The sequence below is a fragment of the Photobacterium angustum genome (genome assembly GCF_003026365.1).
GTDB lineage: Bacteria > Pseudomonadota > Gammaproteobacteria > Enterobacterales > Vibrionaceae > Photobacterium > Photobacterium angustum.
This window is the reverse complement of sequence record NZ_PYOM01000007.1, coordinates 181,845-197,504: the sequence shown is the minus strand read 5'-3', so window position 1 is coordinate 197,504 and position 15,660 is coordinate 181,845. Positions and strand designations below refer to the sequence as shown.

Below are 15,660 nucleotides of genomic sequence, written 5' to 3'. Positions count from 1 at the left end.
GCTGTCACGAAATTTAGGCAATAAAAAAGCCAGTATTATTAACAAGAAACGTAATAATACTGGCTGAAAATGTAATTAGTCGTTAATCAAATTCTGGCTGATTACGGTTTTTAAAATTCACCAATAATCCCATCACCAGCACCACAACCGTCACAATTAAAATTGACTGGAATACGTGGTGATATTGCGCAGCAGAAGTAATTAAATCTATTGCATCACCTTGTGGTGTATTGGTTGACGTTAACTCAGCAATGTTTGCTGCTAAATAGTTTGCTACTGAACCACCCATTAACATGTAAATACCCGCAACCGTACCTGTTGCTCCTTGCGGATTCATACGCGTAATTGCAGCTAACGCGACAGGGTCAATAAATAGCTCAGCAATACCAATGAAGAACAAACCAATAAATAGCCATAGGAATGTTGTATGACCTGTAGCCATTGCTAGCTTAGAAGACAATGTGATCAAACTAAAGCCCGCAGTTAGTAGAAACAAACCCATGTTTAATTTGGTTAATGTACGAACAGAGATCTGACGTGACGATAATACTTTCCACAACCATGTCACCGCAGCACCACCCACAATAACGGCTACAGGATTAACGGATTGAAAGAAGGCTGTTGGAATATGGTAACCAAAGATATCAGTATCAATATTACGCTCGATGAATAAGCTGATTGAACTGCCACCTTGTTGATCAAATGCCCAGAACACCATACCAAAAATCATAAAATACATAATTGAGTGAAGTTTCTTACGATCTTCAGCATCACTCTTACGGTATAAACGCAACATTTGTAGTGCCGAAAATGCAAGAATCACGGCAAGAATGTAACCAGCTAATAAATCTTTAAGTACAAACACCAGACCTACCGCAGCAGCAACAACACCGAGAATGATTAAAAACCAGTGACTAATACCTGCTGTTTTTTGTGTTAACGCAGCTTTATTGGCTTTTTGTACATGGGCAAAGTTTTTACGGCCCGTACTAAAAATGATTAAGCCAATAAACATACCAATACCTGCAAGAGCAAAGCCCACATGCCATCCCCAACGGCTTGCAGCATACCCACAGAAAATTGGTGCGAGTGCAGAACCAATGTTACCGCCTATATAGGATATAGAAAATCCTGATTCACGTGCGCTTTCATGACCTTTATATAACTCACCCAATAAACAGCTTGAGTTAGTTTTAAAAAAGCCATAACCACAAATAATTAATGCTAACGCTGAATACAAGGTTGTATGATCGTTGCTCGGAATACTCAATACAACGTGGCCAGCAACCATCAATAAGCCACCAATAACAACAGACCAGTAATTACCCAAATAACGGTCTGCTAAATAACCCCCTAAAATGGGTGTCACATAAACTAAAGATGTATATGCACCATATAGTGCATATGCATGTTCATCTGACATTAAGAGTTTTTGGGTTAAAAATAGAATTAATAGCGAACGCATGCCGTAGTAGCTAAAAAATTCCCACATTTGTATTGCGATGAGGTGAAAAAGCCCTTTAGGCTGAGAGGATAATTGCATATTGATTCCTGTAAAAAGGCCCGTTTAGCTAACGGTTGTCATTCTTATGGGTGTGTTTATACCTACGGTATTTAGGAATGAAAATACACTGAACTTCTCTAAGCTCAAGCATATTCTTACCCCATATTTAGTATCTTACTTTTCATAGTTTTAGGCATTTAACCGTTGCTTCACTAGAAATGGTTTATTCCATTTACAAGCATTAAACAAACATCATTCCATTTTTAGAACCAATAGAGCATCATTTTTGAAAATTATTAATTTTTCATAATGTTATAGTCAAAATACGTCAATACAATAAGATCCTCACCAGAAAAATATGTGACACAAATCACAACATTAATGCAACAAAAAAGCCGTAACAATAGCTGTTACGGCTTTAATAAAAGAGACCTTTAGATCTCGTTATAGCGTTAAATCTAGCTCATTATGAATTAATACGATGCATTGAGAGGCAAATAACATCTTAGGACCTAAGCTAATCTTCTGCGCGCCTAAGCGTTTTAAACTGTTATAACTTTTCTTAGGCATTGGCATATGATCTGTTAATAAGAAACAAGGGTTCGCAGCCAGTTCAATATCGCGAACAAAATCCCCCTTCTTATCTAACATATATAATTGGTAGTCTTCAGCGAGTTCAACCACCAGCTTTTCAAAACTGATCGTACGAACAGTGATCCCCGGTTCTACATTACGACATTGCTCTTTACCCATGCCTAATGATTTATCAAGCGCATGAGTGATCTTATCTAACCATGCTTGCTCATGAAAGCCGGTTAAATTAGTAATATCATTAGAATTAAAACTAATGGTACGAGAAAAGTCTTGCGTACTTTCAAGCACTAAATGCACCATAATATCTTCGCGGTGAGACTGCGCCACAAAAATAGCATTCATTAAAACGTGAGCCAAAATTTCAGTGTGGGCATCTTGACCCACAGATGCTAATAGCATTTTACTGTCGGTGGGTGCAGAACGGGCTCTTAATACGAAAGCGCGCATAGTTAATATCCTAGAAGTTGAAAGTGACACCAGCATCGCTACACAAGGGTATATACCAATCATATACCTACAGCGAGCGCAGTATTATCCCCGCTTTTCATCAATATGTAACCCCCATTGATCAGATTCCTATTTTTAAGCGTATTAGGTTAATCAAACAATGACGACTTGGAAATATGAACACAATCACTCGATTACCCACCCATACACTTGGCTACCTAGGTCTTATTCCTTTTATCTTAAGTGCATTTGCTATCAGCCTTGAGATACGTATTTTTAACACCTCAGCTTTACTCATTTTCGTCAGTTACAGTGCCATTATTCTCAGTTTTCTTTCTGGCGTTATGTGGGGAAACAATCTTAATCATAACGAAAGTTCAACCTATCGATATGCTCTACTCTTAAGTAATCTTTTTGCGCTACTCGCTTGGTTTTCGCTATTACATTCAACGAGTAACTACAATTGGGCTATTGTTGCATTAATGCTGGGCTTCATCTGTATTCGTATCACCGAGATAAAGTTTAACTCAGGTCATCAAGATGAGTATTATCAACAATTACGTAATCGTCTAACCACTTATGTTTGCGGACTACATGCGGTTGTATTTGCAATCACATAAGCAGGGAATCAGAAAAATGGAAAAAATGGAAAAAATGATCATATTTTTTGACGGAAGTTGCCCACTTTGTGTCGCTGAAATGAATCAACTACGTAAGCTTAACAACCAACATCAACTCCAGTTTGAAGATATTCTTGTGCCTGACTTTAACCAACGCTTTCCTGATATATCAAAAGAAAAAGCCAGCACTGTTTTACACGGTTTACTCTTTTCTCAAACAGGCTCAGAACAACAACTTTTACTTGGTCTTGATGTTACTTATAAAGCATGGAACCTTGTTGGTAAAAAGAAGTGGTTAAAAATACTTAGGCTTCCTGTGATACGTATCGTTGCCGATAAAGCATACTTATTTTTTGCCAGAAATCGTTATCGTATTTCCTATTTGTTAACCGGAAAATCACGCTGTAATAGCTGTTCAATTGATTAATTGGCTTCAATTAAGCTAGATGTTTAACAATATGATCAATCACTATCTTGCTTTTTCTATTATTCGATTTATTTTTTAAATAAATGAGTGAGATACTGCTTTTATCTTGAAAAGGTGACGCTGTATATTGGGGTAATAATTCAACAAGCTGTTTATTATTGATAAATACTTCAACCATTTTTCGAGGAAGTAATGCTATACCACCGTGGCTCAATACTACTTGTAACAGTGCCAGCGAACTATTACTGGAAATATGATTCGATGCTAGTTTTATAGTATTTAGATTATCAGAGTGTTTTTCGTGCAGATACCAGTAATTAGAAGGTTGAGTAAAAACCTGTTTTATCAATGAATGTTGGTTTAAATCATTACTGACCTTTATTACAGGGTGAGAGCCAATATAAGTTGGCGAAGCGCATAAACAATAATCAACGCTTTTTAATCTTCGAGCAACAAACGAAGCATCTTTGTTTTCTTCCATATGAATATACAAATCATAATCTGCACCATAAGGATCAAGATCTTCCTCACCATGATTAAGGTATATAGTAAGTTCAGGCCATTTTTTCGTCAATTCAGGTAAAAGTGGGGCAATGTAATGAGCGCCATACCATAGTGGTGCACAAATTCTAATATTCCCCTGAATTTGCTGTTGTTGTACCGCGACGTCTTCACTTAACTGATTGATTTGCTCACAAATACTGCTTCCTTTTTCAAAGACCATTAGCCCAGTTTCAGTAAGTGCTAATGTACGAGTATGACGGATTAATAATGGCGATTTAAACTCATCTTCTAATAATTTTACGTATCGCGATATGGAAGATACTGAAATATTTAACTCTTTCGACGCTGCAGAAAAACTGCCATGTTTAACCGTTGCAACAAAGCATCGTAATGCTTCCAGTGAGTGCATAATACCCAATACTCATAAATTAATAATAGTTTGTAATTATATCGTAAATAAATAATGGCTTCTTTCGAATAATTGCAAAAGTCTTTCTTAATTATTCTAATTTTCAAACACCTATTTTTCAGCAATGATAATTGCCAGAAACCATTCTTATTTATTTTACGCATCTTGTTATTTTTGATGTTTATCTGGCAGAAAAAATTATGAAAGAAATTACTGTTGTTCAATATTTAATTAACGCATTAAAAGCAATTAATATTCACCATGTTTTTGGTGTTCCTGGGGATTTCGCTTTTCCAATCAATGATGCCATTTGTGAAGATGACAGTATTGAATGGATTGGTAGTTCAAACGAATTAAATGCATCTTATGCTGCTGATGGGTACGCTAGAATTCATGGTGTCGCAGCACTCAGTACGACTTATGGTCCAGGAGAATTAAGTGCACTATGCGGTGTTGCCGGCGCTTATTCAGCTCACCTACCTGTTATCTTTATTACAGGTATGCCGAGTGAAAAAGTTATGGCCTCTCATGCGCTTATTCATCACACATTAGGTGATGGCCAATTCGGCACTTTTGCGAAAATGGCGGACAATGTTGTTGAAGCCAGTACAATTTTAACTGTTGATAATGCTGAAAAAGAAATTAATCGCGTGATTCAATTAGCATTGTCGGCCAAACGCCCTGTCTATATTGCACTTCCTGAAGACGTTGCATTATCAATATTACCAGCACCACAGGAATTCAATTTTACTTTTGAACCACAAACAGGCTCAGACGATGTGATCCAACTTGCTGAGTTAATTGCATACAAAATCAACAATGCAACCCAACCTTTAATTATGGTCGGTGAGCACCTTCGTGTTTGTCATGCACAAAAACAAGTATTACGACTACTTGAAAAAGCCAATTTACCTTTCTCAATAATGTTTGCTGATAAAGCACTACTTGATGAAACACACCCGAACTTTATTGGCTTATGCGATGGTAAAGTTATTAATAAACACATCAACGATTATGTAGAAAGATCTGATTTCATTTTAAATCTTGGCGCACTATTTACAGATTTTAATACTGGCGCTTTTACTATCCAGTGGCCTGAAGATATCGTCAATATCTACCAAGATAAAATCAATATAAATAAACGTCAACATCCCCCTGTTAACTTTTGTCGTTTATTAGAAACACTAACCCCACTTATTCATCCTCGTACCAATACATACAACTGCTACATGGGTTATAGTCATTTAGAGCCAGCGGCAAATACAGAAAACAATCATAACGATCTTATCACTGCACATTCACTCTACCCACGACTAGAAACCTTCTTTAAAGAAGATGATCAAGTTATTGCTGAAACAGGGACAATATCAATGGGATTAGGTCTTGCTCGTCTACCTAAAGGTGCAAGATTTGAAAACCAAACACTATGGGGAAGTATTGGTTGGGCAACTCCTGCTGCATTTGGCGCAGCCATTGCCAATCCTTCTTGCCGTACAGTATTACTTACCGGTGAGGGATCTCATCAATTAACAGTCCAAGAACTAGGACAGTTTCATCGTTTTGGACTAAAACCTATTGTTATCGTACTAAACAATAATGGGTATTTAATTGAACGTATCTTGTGTAAAGATCCAATGATTAACTATAACGATTTGTGTCAATGGAATTACAGCCAACTGCCTCAAGCCTTTGGCGCAAAAGATTGGTTATCAATGAAAGTTACTACTAATGCTGAACTTGATCACGCTTTAGAGCTAGCATCTACAGCAACGACAGGTGTATACATTGAAGTCGTTACCGCAATGATGGAAACCGCAGCCTTAGCAGCTAACTTAGCATCACAGCTTAACCCTCAACGTGGTTTACAAGTTCACGTACCACCTGTACAAGAAAAAGAATTCGCATAAATAAAGAATAAAACCCAATACAACATGGCATAACTTAATACCAACATAGCGGTTGACTGTATTCAGCCGCTACTCTGCATCAATATACACTAGAGTTTTAGTACTTGTACTCGATAAAAAGCACAAACAACTATTCCCCTCAAAAATTAATACTAATACAACCCTAAAATAAAGAATAAGACGCCACCAACTAGATTACACATAGTCATTAAATTGACCATTTGAATTCTTTTAAGCGATACATCTAATTTTTGTATTTATTTACGTGCATATATTTAAAACACTATTTACACTCGCCGCAATATCTAAAACCACATTTTTCTGAGACAACAATGCAACTATCACTAAAACAAAAGCTGATCAGCGCGAGCTTGTCTGCTGTTGTCCTTATGGCAACAGTATTAACTTGGCTTGCTGCCAGTAATTTACAACAACAAACAAATGAAAATATCTTAGATCGCTTACAAAGCGTAGCAACCACAGCTACCAGCGGTATTGAAGATTGGATTAATATCCGTCGCAGTATCACCTCCTCAGTCAAAGAGCCTTATCAACAAGCAGATCTTGTGCCTTTCCTGAAACAAGCACGTAAGGCAGGCGGTTTTGACGATATCTACTATGGTAACGTTGCAGGACAAATGCTTCGATCACACCCAGAGCGTAACCGCGCAGGTTATGATCCTCGTACACGCCCTTGGTACAGCGATGCAGTAAACAATAACAAACAAGTGATCACCACTGCTTATAAAGACGCTATTACTAACGCCTTATTAGTGACGATTGCCGAGCCTATTCGCAATAAAGGCGAACTAGCTGGTGTTATCGGCGCTGATGTGCTGATTGATCAACTCATTAACGATGTGATCAGTTTAAACGTCGGTGATAATGCTCATGCCATGTTGATCGACAAAAAGAATGGAACTTTCCTTGCTCATTCTGATAGCTCATTGTTATTAAAGCCGATTGCAAACTATAGCAATCAGTTAAACATGGGTAACATTGAACAAAGTGCCAATACAAACCGCTTAGAGCATTTCTCAATAAAAGGGAAAGATAAGCTATTTTACTTTGCTAATATCCCAAATAGTGATTGGGTATTTGGTCTTGAAATGGATAAATCCACAGAAGAAGCCAGCTACTATTCACTATTAACAGAGTTAATCATCACTGCAATTGTGATCACTTTGATCGTAGTTATCGCGGTAGCATGGCTAGTAAACTATCTTCTTCGCGATCTTGACCGTGTATCAAAAGCACTGGCTGAAATTGCAAATGGTGAAGGTGATTTAACGCAACGTTTAGAACCAAGAAGCCACGATGAAGTAGGTAAACTTGCACTAAACTTCAACCAGTTTGTTGGTAACATGCACCAAATGGTGACTAGATTACGTCATGTTTCAGAATCACTTAATCAACAATCTCATATAACCGCTTCACAAGCCGAAGAGCGCAGCACCCGTATTCAGCATCAGCAAGATGAAATTAATATGGTCGCAACAGCAATCAATGAAATGGCAGCCGCCACTCAAGAGATTGCCGCCAACGCAGAAAACACGGCAAGAACATCAGAACAAACGGTAACCGCATCTAATCACGGTGCGACACAGGTTAACCAAAGCCAACAGTCGATCAGCACACTAGCGCAAGAAGTGGATACAGCAACATCTGTGATCAGTGAGCTAAATAACAATGCTCAAAGCATCACAACGATCCTATCAACCATTCAAGGGATTGCAGAGCAAACCAACTTATTGGCATTAAATGCCGCAATTGAAGCAGCTCGAGCCGGTGAGCAAGGCCGAGGATTTGCTGTTGTTGCAGATGAGGTACGTGTACTTAGCCAACGAACTCATGCATCAACTCAAGAAATTCAGCAAATGATAGAGACCCTACAAAAAACCACAGGCCAAGCTGTGAATATCATGGATGATAGTCGTCATCTCTCTGAAACCAGTGTTGATGATGCCAATGCCGCAGCAGTAAGCCTGTCACAAATTACCACTGCCGTGACAACGATCAATGATATGGCGACGCAAATAGCTTCAGCCGCTGAAGAGCAATCTTCCGTAACATCAGAGATCACCCGTAATACAGAGGGAATTCGTGATGTTTCTAATGAACTTGCTGTAGAAGCCAATGAAGCCGCAAAACAGGCAGCTGAGCTATCGAATTTATCTCATGAGCTACAACAAGAAATCAGTCGCTTTAAACTCTAAACATACCGTTATAACAACGAAAAACTAACGACAAAAGCTAGCATAGAACATGCTAGCTTTTGTTCTATATACAACTGACTACTATGCCTATATTTCTATTTCTCTTAACACTCTGTTTCAGTATTAGTGCCAACGCGGCATGGGATAATCCAACCGATCGCTATAAAGATGAATATAAAAAACACTTAAGCGCAAGCTGCCCTATTGCTAGTGATAACATGAAACATTTCGTCTATTTTGCTAAAGACAGAAAAGCCATTAAATCCCACCCTTTACTCAACAATCCTCGTTTTGTAGGCGCACAAATCATGTATTCATGGTCTGACTTAGAACCTCAAAAAGACGTTTATGATTTCTCTATCATTCTTGAAGATTATGAGTACCTAAAAAAGCACGGTAAAAAGCTGTTTATTCAACTTCAAGATGCGACCTTCTATTCTGAAAATAAAGCCGTACCTAATTACCTTCTCGATAAAGCCTATGATGGTGGCGCAGTTCAACAATACACTGATGATGGAAATAGCGAAGGATGGGTAGCTAAACGCTGGAATAAACAAGTTCGAACTCGCTTCGCACTATTAATGCAAGCATTAGGACGCCAGTTTGACGGAAAAATTGAAGGGATAAACTTACAAGAAACCGCTATTGGTGTATCAGTAAAAACCGATCCAAGCTTTAATGAAAATGACTATGTAACAGGTATCAAAGCAAACATGCTAGCCTTGAAACAGGCTTTTCCTTCTTCAACAACCATGCAATATGCCAACTTTGTTAACGGTGAATGGCTTCCTTGGGAAGACAAAGGTTACCTTAAAAGTATTTACCAATACGGCGAAAAAATTGGAGTGGGATTAGGTGCACCCGATCTTATGGTTAAGCGTCGAGGACAACTGAACCATGCTTTAGCTTTGATGCATGAAAATAAGTATTCCGTCCCTTTAGGGATTGCCATTCAAGACGGGAATTACATAGGGCAAACCAACACGACTGAAGTAGTTGATAAACGAAACAACATCGTACCGATGCTGCACTCATTTAGTCAGTACTTCCTGAAAGTAAAGTACATGTTCTGGGGATACCAAGAGCCCTACTTTACAGAAGATGTTCTTACTTGCTTCAACGCTTAATTTAACCCACATAAGGTTAACAGCAAAGCCAGCACAATCGTTGCTGGCTTTCTTCTATCTCTTTCTATCACTAATCTTAATATGACAGATCATATCCAAACTGCTATTGTTAAACCCACACCCAATTTGTTATGTTATAACATAACATAAAGGCTATAATGTATAGCTTAAAACTAACCGTTAACCTTAACGTATCAAAGTCGTCTCTGGTTAACCCTGTCAATGTGAGAATCGTCAGCCATGAATGTAGCCACCATCGAGCGCCAATTAAATAGTGTTGAGAATACAACCAATGTAAGTATCGCCCCACAACCTACCGTATTCACCAATATCTATCGAAACAACATTAATATTGCGGTATGGCAGCGCAATCTCAGCTCTGAACTCACACATGAAATTGAAACATTTCTTAGTGATAACCCAACATTTAGAAAGTCGATATCCCTTTCACCTGAAACGGTACGGGAAGAACTTGATCTAGCCACACAACGAAAACTGCCTAAAGCACTAGTTGAAAACATTGCACAACTGGTTGATATGTTCTGCTGTTTATTTGATCTAAAAGAAGTCGGTTTGAGATTAACAGCATTAAATAATGCTATGTGTCCACGTTTCCATGTCGATCATATCCCTTGCCGATTGGTATCGACTTTTCATGGTAATGCATCTCAATGGTTGCCTAACGATAAAGTGGATCGCACAAAACTAGGACATGGCAATAACGGACTACCAGATGAAACATCGGGATTATATAAACAACATTCTGATATAGAGCAATTATCTACGGGTGATGTGGCACTGCTTAAAGGTGAGGCTTGGGCTGGAAATGAAAATCTTGGTATTGTTCATCGTTCCCCCGCTACATTACCAAACGAAACACGATTACTGATGACTCTAGATTTCTGTTAAATTAATGAAAATTCAGGCCAGCATTTATTTGCTGGCTAAAAAATTGTTTACCATTCAAATACTCTTAATAGAAAAATCAACATAACATCTTAATATTAATAATTTCCAATACATAAAATAAACATAACATCTAAACATTAATAATTTCTAACACATAAAATAAACATAGGTGAACATTAATTTTTAGTATTACTTTTTTTCATAATAAGATAACTAAAAATCATTTGTTAATTACGCCCCTTACGAATAACATTAAATACAACAAAAATGATATTGAAAAACAACTCGTTAAATAAAAAACATTTCGATTTTATTTTCAATGAAATAATCACACAATATTATCGCGTTATTCTATTTAATGATGGACAAAATAAATTATGAATAATAAATAGAAAGTGTCACATTTTAAATTAGAAAGCCCTCCTAAATCTTATTTAAAATCATAATTACATCAATTAATTAATTTATTTAAATTATGAAATTATAGCTAATCGGATTAATGACTTTGATCCATATAATCCATCATTTTCTCAGTTTGTGTTAATTCACATTTACCATTAAAACTTAAATAAAAAGTGAGATATTTAATGAAAATAAAACCTGTATTATTTTCTATCCTCAGTGTATTTTCTATAAACACCTATGCTGTTAATCCAACGCAACCTATTAGTGAAAGTTTTAATATTCCTCTTCCAGCAAGCTCTCAGTCTATAATAAATTATATTGCGCATAATTTATCAATTAGCTTCAGTGTAAGAAAAAACTTTGACATAAAAACGAATACGGAAGAAAAAGTTGTTGATATAAAATTAAAAAATATTGGTGACTCCACAATACCTATTAGTGATTGGTCAATCTATTTTGGTTTGAGAAGAGATATTAAAAATAACATTACTAATGGCTTTTCTATAGAGCAACAATTAGGAGATATAAAAACACTAACACCAATACCAAATAGCTCTCCTATTCATCCAGGAGAATCACGTGTTATCACATTCAATGTCAATTATTTTATAGTTTCCGATTCTGCTGTCTTACCTAATTGGTATGTTACCTCAAAAGACACTCAGCCCGTTGTTATCGATAGTACGAAGTTTGACGATCCGGTTTTTGTTAAAGCTTTTAAATCTAGTAATCAATTAAAGCGCTCATCGCAAGATATTGTTCCTATCGCCACACCGTATAGCCGATTTGAACAATATAAAGCAACTACGAAACAACAATTAAATAATTTTGCAATTACACCTACACCTAAGTTAATCACTCCTATACAAGGGCAAGCAATAATAGATAACAGCTGGTCAATTGTATATACAGAGAAAAATAAGCCAAAAGCATTAGCATTACATAAGGCCTTACTTCATGAGCTAAAAAATAACACACCAAAGTTAACAGCTGCATCCACAGCACCTGATACGAAAATTATTCGTTTGATTGACCATGATATTGGCAACGAAGCTTATACACTCAATATTAGTAAAAACCACATAGACTTATTAGGTAACGATGCTGGCTTGTTTTATGCCCAAATAAGTTTACTTAGTTTAATTCAACAACATGGGAGTGATATACCTAACGTTATAATTAATGATGAGCCAAGAAAGCCATATCGCGGATTTCTTTTAGACGTAGCCCGTAATTTTTATAAAAAGGAAACTATTTTACGGCTTCTTGATCAAATGGCAGCCTACAAAATGAATACTCTTCATTTGCACCTTTCTGACGATGAAAGCTGGCGACTTGAGATACCAGGCATTCCAGAGCTGACAGAGTTTGGTGCTACACAATGCCATGATGAATCAGAAACAGCTTGCTTGATGCCTGTTTTAGGTGCTGGCCCAAACAAGAAAACTCAATATTATAGTGTTGAGGATTATAAAAACATTTTAAAATATGCTAACGATCGTAACATTACAGTTATACCTGAATTTGATATGCCGGGTCATGCACGTGCAGCTATTCTTGCAATGGAGTCCCGATACAGGAAATTAAAATCCCAAGGAAAAATAAAAGAAGCAGAACAATTTCGTTTATTTGATCAATTAGATACAACTCAATATAAATCAGTTCAACTCTATTCAAACAACGCAATTAATGTCTGTATGGATTCCTCTTATGATTTTGTTGATAATTTAATCACGCAAATACAAAAGATTCACTCAACCATTCAGCCGCTTAAAGTTATTCATTTAGGCGGAGATGAAATAGCCGGAGCATGGATTAATTCACCAGCCTGTAAAAAGCTTATAGCAAGTAATAAAAACATTAATTCAACAGAACAACTTGGGGAGTATTTTTTTAATAAAGTTAATAAAATATCAAGCCAGCACAAACTTGAATTACACGCTTATGGTGATGCCTTTGACCATAAAAACCATACAATACGTATCAAAGGTAATCTTGTTGCACAAGTATGGAATAGTATATGGGAGTGGCAATCTGGAGGAAGAGCTAATCGACTTGTTAATGCTGGATATGATGTCATCTTAAGTAATGCGCCTTATTTATACTTAGACCAACCACAAGAAGCTTCACCGCAAGAAAGGGGTAACCCTTGGGCCACTCGCTTTATTAATACAGAAAAAGTATTTAGTTTTACACCTGCAGATATCTATAAAAATATAGATATGTTTCAAAGTGGAAAAAAAATTACCGATTATGATATTTCAAATGGAGTTCTAGGTAGTTTACCGGCCTTAAAACCGTCAGCAGAAAAACATATTTTAGGTATAGAAGCCGCTGTTTTTGGTGAGACAATTCGAACGGATGACCAATTAGAATATATGATTTACCCTCGCCTAATAGCTGTAGCAGAACGGGCATGGCATAAAGCTAGTTGGGAAAATATCGATAACTCAGCAAAACGCAACAAAGCAAAACATTTAGCATGGGAAGAATTTGCGAATCGACTAGGACAAAAAGAATTAAAACAGATGGATAACTATCATATCCACGGTGAAAGCATTCAGTATCGCTTACCCATGGTTGGTGCAAAAATACTTAATAATAAGTTAGTAGCAAATACGGAATACCCTGGTGTAGGTATTCAATATTCAACAGATAATGGTCGAAACTGGCTGACTTATTCTACTCCAGTAATGATCACTACCCAAAAAAGTGTTCAACTGCGTACCGCTTCACACCAAGATCGTTATGGACATATTTCAACGATAAATATCCATTAAATAGAACCATTATTTATCTATATCATAGATTAAATAAAGCCAGCATCTATTTGCTGGCTCTATAAGATAACTACCATTTACTGTGTCATATCCCTCCTATAGAAATATTTTTATATCAACGTTTAACCCCACTTTTTCCTTCAAAGCAAAGCTACACCTTCATTTTAAGCCTCCAATGATATAAAAATTTATCGGTCATGCTCAGATAATGTGAACATCAAAAAATGAATTTCCTTTATTTACACGAATAATCCAAACCTGTAATCAACATGAAACATAAGCAACATCACATCGTATTAAGTGATATTTCTCCCAAGAAAACAGCCGACGAATGGTGACAGTTTTTTACTAGTGAACCGATGTATTCATATACCCGTAGCAATTTTCCATAATCAAACAAGGAAGAGGCTTCATATGAAAAAAACAACACTTACATTACTTACAACTGCGGCATTAATCTTAAACGGTTGTAACAGCGATTCTCATGATGATAACGCTGAAATGCCTACTTCACAGCTAAGGGTAACGCATGCAAGTGCGGATGCTCCGCTTGTTTCTATTTTAATGGATGGTGATGTAGTCAGTAGCTTATCTAATGTTGATTATCAACAAGGTAGTCCATTACTCACTGTTGATTCAGGTAGCCATGATCTGATTGTGCGTGGACTTCTTGCAAACGATGCTACCGCTGATGTCATCACAGCAAATGCAGTCAACCTTGCACCAGATATGCAGTATGACGTCTTTGCTGTAAACAATGTGAGTGCTATAGAGCCAGTGATTCTCTCTCGTTCTAATGAATCCCCTGACGACCAATCTATTCGCGTCGATGTGTTACATGGACACCCAAACGTTGGTGGTGTTGATATCCACGTAACAACCGGTCCAAGTATCAGTGAAGATACAATTACAATTTCTGATCTTACCTTTAAAGAAGATGATGCGAATCTACCTGTTACACTTCCAGCTGGTGATTACCGAATAAGGATCACGCTAGCAGGTAAGAGTACTGATGCCGATGTGGTATATGACAGTGGTAACATCGCATTAGATGGCGGTAGCGATTTAATGGTAACAGCAGTTCCTAATATAAGCGGTGGTGCAGTCTCCCCTGTCAATCTTCTTGTTGCAGACGGAACAAGCGTTAATGTGCTTAGAAATACTGGCGAAAAATCAACAGTGCGTGTTGGTCATGCCGTCGCTGATTTAGGTGATGTCGATGTAAGAGCCAGTGGCAATGTTGTATCTGGACTTGATTCGATCAGCTATGAAACAATTAAAAGCCTTGATTTAACACCGGACAGTTATGATTTAACTGTCACTCCTTCTGGAGCAACAACACCTGAAGCTATTAAAGCTCCAGGCACCACTTTTGCAGCAGGATCTGAAACAACCATTTTTGCTGTCGGACAATTTGCCGCTCAATCTATAGAGCCTGTTGTTATTGAAGATGATTTAAGAAGTGTTGCGACATATGCAAAACTAAGAGTCGTTCATGCTAACCCAGTAGCAGGCACAGTGGATATTCACGCAACCCCTACAGGTACAGGATTCTCAGCCGATACTGTGGTATTAAAGAATGTGAATTTCAAAGACTCTGCTGTACTTAACGTGGGTGAAGGTAACTACGACTTCGCTGTTGCTGAAGCAGGTACAACCAATGTATTGCTAACAGCGGCTAATGTAGCTCTTGCGGGAGGTAACGTGGCAACCGCTTTTGCAACTGAAGATTCAATTGCGTTAAACGTCGACAAATAAAAACCTTATAAAACATAAAAAAGTCCGCAACCTTTTGTTACTAGGCACTAGTA

Annotated in this window: 11 protein-coding genes; 8 read left to right on the top strand and 3 right to left on the bottom strand. The window is 37.3% G+C overall.

Features of this window, described 5'->3' with window-relative positions:
* Nucleotides 1-82: 82 nt before the first annotated feature.
* Both CTN01_RS09370 and trmY read right to left on the bottom strand, forming a co-directional pair.
* Complete coding sequence (locus CTN01_RS09370) at nt 83-1,543, bottom strand: peptide MFS transporter (RefSeq protein WP_045149001.1); 1,461 nt, start codon at nt 1,541-1,543, stop codon at nt 83-85.
* Nucleotides 1,544-1,948: 405 nt separating this feature from the next.
* A complete protein-coding gene (gene trmY, locus CTN01_RS09365) occupies nt 1,949-2,545 on the bottom strand; it encodes a tRNA (pseudouridine(54)-N(1))-methyltransferase TrmY (protein WP_005366015.1) in 597 nt (198 codons plus the stop codon).
* Between the two features lie 176 nt (nt 2,546-2,721).
* Between trmY and CTN01_RS09360 the strand changes: the two genes are divergently transcribed.
* The gene (locus tag CTN01_RS09360; RefSeq protein WP_045083276.1) at nt 2,722-3,165 is read left to right on the top strand and encodes a DUF3429 domain-containing protein; all 444 of its coding nucleotides are present in this window, start codon (nt 2,722-2,724) and stop codon (nt 3,163-3,165) included.
* 25 nt (nt 3,166-3,190) lie between these two features.
* Complete coding sequence (locus CTN01_RS09355) at nt 3,191-3,592, top strand: thiol-disulfide oxidoreductase DCC family protein (RefSeq protein ID WP_045149097.1); 402 nt, start codon at nt 3,191-3,193, stop codon at nt 3,590-3,592.
* A 10-nt stretch (nt 3,593-3,602) separates the two neighbouring features.
* Here CTN01_RS09355 and CTN01_RS09350 read toward each other — a convergent pair whose 3' ends face one another.
* Entirely contained in the window at nt 3,603-4,505 is a 903-nt protein-coding gene (locus CTN01_RS09350; protein ID WP_045149003.1) for a LysR family transcriptional regulator, read from the bottom strand.
* A 200-nt stretch (nt 4,506-4,705) separates the two neighbouring features.
* Here CTN01_RS09350 and CTN01_RS09345 point away from each other — a divergent pair, with 200 nt between their 5' ends.
* From CTN01_RS09345 to CTN01_RS09320, 6 genes are all read left to right on the top strand, one after another.
* On the top strand, nt 4,706-6,412 hold the full coding sequence (locus CTN01_RS09345) for an alpha-keto acid decarboxylase family protein (RefSeq protein WP_045149098.1): 1,707 nt from the start codon (nt 4,706-4,708) through the stop codon (nt 6,410-6,412).
* A gap of 332 nt (nt 6,413-6,744) precedes the next feature.
* The gene (locus tag CTN01_RS09340) at nt 6,745-8,628 is read left to right on the top strand and encodes a methyl-accepting chemotaxis protein (protein WP_045149005.1); all 1,884 of its coding nucleotides are present in this window, start codon (nt 6,745-6,747) and stop codon (nt 8,626-8,628) included.
* A gap of 83 nt (nt 8,629-8,711) precedes the next feature.
* The gene (locus CTN01_RS09335; RefSeq protein WP_045149007.1) at nt 8,712-9,755 is read left to right on the top strand and encodes a hypothetical protein; all 1,044 of its coding nucleotides are present in this window, start codon (nt 8,712-8,714) and stop codon (nt 9,753-9,755) included.
* Nucleotides 9,756-9,995: 240 nt separating this feature from the next.
* Nucleotides 9,996-10,664: a DUF1826 domain-containing protein gene (locus CTN01_RS09330; protein ID WP_045149009.1), complete on the top strand. Its 669-nt coding sequence runs from the start codon at nt 9,996-9,998 to the stop codon at nt 10,662-10,664.
* Nucleotides 10,665-11,251: 587 nt separating this feature from the next.
* On the top strand, nt 11,252-13,849 hold the full coding sequence (locus tag CTN01_RS09325; protein ID WP_107342148.1) for a family 20 glycosylhydrolase: 2,598 nt from the start codon (nt 11,252-11,254) through the stop codon (nt 13,847-13,849).
* A 414-nt stretch (nt 13,850-14,263) separates the two neighbouring features.
* On the top strand, nt 14,264-15,607 hold the full coding sequence (locus tag CTN01_RS09320; RefSeq protein WP_045149010.1) for a DUF4397 domain-containing protein: 1,344 nt from the start codon (nt 14,264-14,266) through the stop codon (nt 15,605-15,607).
* Nucleotides 15,608-15,660: the final 53 nt, after the last annotated feature.